Raw genomic sequence first — 1,590 nt, forward strand, 5'->3', positions numbered from 1 at the left:
ACGGTGTTGAAGTTGGTGAGCATGCCACCGAGCCAACGCTGGTTGACGTACGGCATGCCGACCCGGGTCGCCTCGGCCGCGATCGACTCCTGCGCCTGCCGCTTGGTGCCGACAAAGAGGACGGTGCCACCATGGGCGACGGTCTCCTTGACGAACTCGAAGGCGCGATCGATGTAGGTCAGCGTCTGCTGCAGATCGATGATGTAGATGCCGTTGCGGTCGGTGAAGATGAAACGCTTCATCTTCGGGTTCCAGCGACGGGTCTGATGTCCGAAGTGGGCGCCGCTGTCAAGCAGCTGCCGCATGGTCACGACTGCCATGGGTATTCCTTTATCTCGGTTGTCACCGGCCGCCGGGTGCGGCGCCGGTCCTGGCGCCCGCCGCCGTATCTCGCCCGGAAAACCCCGGGACCAGGAGATACGGTCGTAGTGTCCGACGCTGGGCCGGACGCGCGGACGCGCGAAGTCACCGCGCCGGAAAACCGACGAGATGCTGTGCTGAATCTTACGCGCCGACACGCCCGGGAACCAAAAGGGGATCCCCCGAGCCGCCCCGTGCGTCAGATCTATATGACGCCGATCTATCTGACGACGACGATCCGCGCGGCGGTCAGCGCCGCGGTCCTGCTACTGCTGGGCTCAGTGTCCGGACCGGTCGCGAGCGGCCGCGGGGCCTACGACTGGCCGCTGGTACCCCGACCCGCCGTCGCGCGGGGCTTCGATCCCCCGGCACAGCGGTGGCTGCCTGGCCATCGCGGCGTCGATCTGGCCGCTCCGGCCGAGGCTGCGGTACTTTCAGCAGGCGCCGGGACGGTACGCTTCGCCGGCCGGGTCGTCGACCGCGGTGTCGTCTCCGTTGTGCACCCGGATCAGCTCACCACCACCTATGAGCCGGTGCGCCCGATCGTGCGGGCCGGCCAAACCGTCGGTCGGGGCCAAGTGCTCGGCTATCTGGACTCCGGCCACCCCGACTGCCCGGCCGCCGCATGCCTGCACTGGGGCGCCCGGCGGGGCACCGGGGCGACGGCGGCCTACCTCAACCCGCTGATGTTGGTCGGCGCGGTCCGCGTTCGCCTCAAACCGGTCGGCACCTGGCCCTAACTCCCCGAGCCCTCGTTCGGCTCCCCGAGCCCTCGTTCGGCTCCCCGAGCCTGTCGAGGGGTCAGGCCCGAGGGTGGGCCTGGTCGTGGACCGCGCGCAGTCGTTCGACACTGACGTGGGTGTACAGCTGCGTGGTGGCCAGCGACGAGTGGCCGAGGAGTTCCTGAACGACACGCAGATCGGCGCCACCTTCCAGCAGGTGGGTCGCGGCGCTGTGTCGCAGTCCGTGCGGACTGATGTCGGTGCCCTGCGCAGCGGTGGCCCGATGGACGACGGTACGCGCCATCCGCTGATCGAGGCGGCCGCCCTTGACGCCCAGCAGCAGTGCTTCACCCGAGGCGGCCGTCGCCAGCGCCTGCCGACCGCGTGCCAGCCAGTCGGCGAGAGCTGCAGCCGCCGGACCTCCGTACGGCACTGCCCGCTGTTTATCTCCCTTGCCAATCACCCGCAGCACCCGGCGGTCGGCATCGATGTCGGCCAGGTTCAGTCC

General features: G+C 69.2%; 3 protein-coding genes. 1 reads left to right on the forward strand and 2 read right to left on the reverse strand.

Annotated features, from left to right (window positions below):
• Window positions 1-320 (reverse strand): 30S ribosomal protein S2 (rpsB, locus tag WAW85_RS09680; protein ID WP_422559405.1); only part of this gene is annotated, 320 nt, incomplete at its 3' end.
• Between the two features lie 234 nt (window positions 321-554).
• On the opposite strand from rpsB, the gene WAW85_RS09685 reads away from it, so the two are divergent.
• Complete coding sequence (locus tag WAW85_RS09685) at window positions 555-1,100, forward strand: M23 family metallopeptidase (RefSeq protein WP_422559406.1); 546 nt, start codon at window positions 555-557, stop codon at window positions 1,098-1,100.
• A 61-nt stretch (window positions 1,101-1,161) separates the two neighbouring features.
• On the opposite strand, the gene WAW85_RS09690 is transcribed toward WAW85_RS09685, so the two are convergent.
• A partial coding sequence (locus WAW85_RS09690) for a tyrosine-type recombinase/integrase (protein ID WP_422559407.1) occupies window positions 1,162-1,590 on the reverse strand: 429 nt, incomplete at its 5' end.

It is taken from the genome of Gordonia sp. (in: high G+C Gram-positive bacteria) (assembly GCF_049299075.1).
Lineage (GTDB): Bacteria > Actinomycetota > Actinomycetes > Mycobacteriales > Mycobacteriaceae > Gordonia.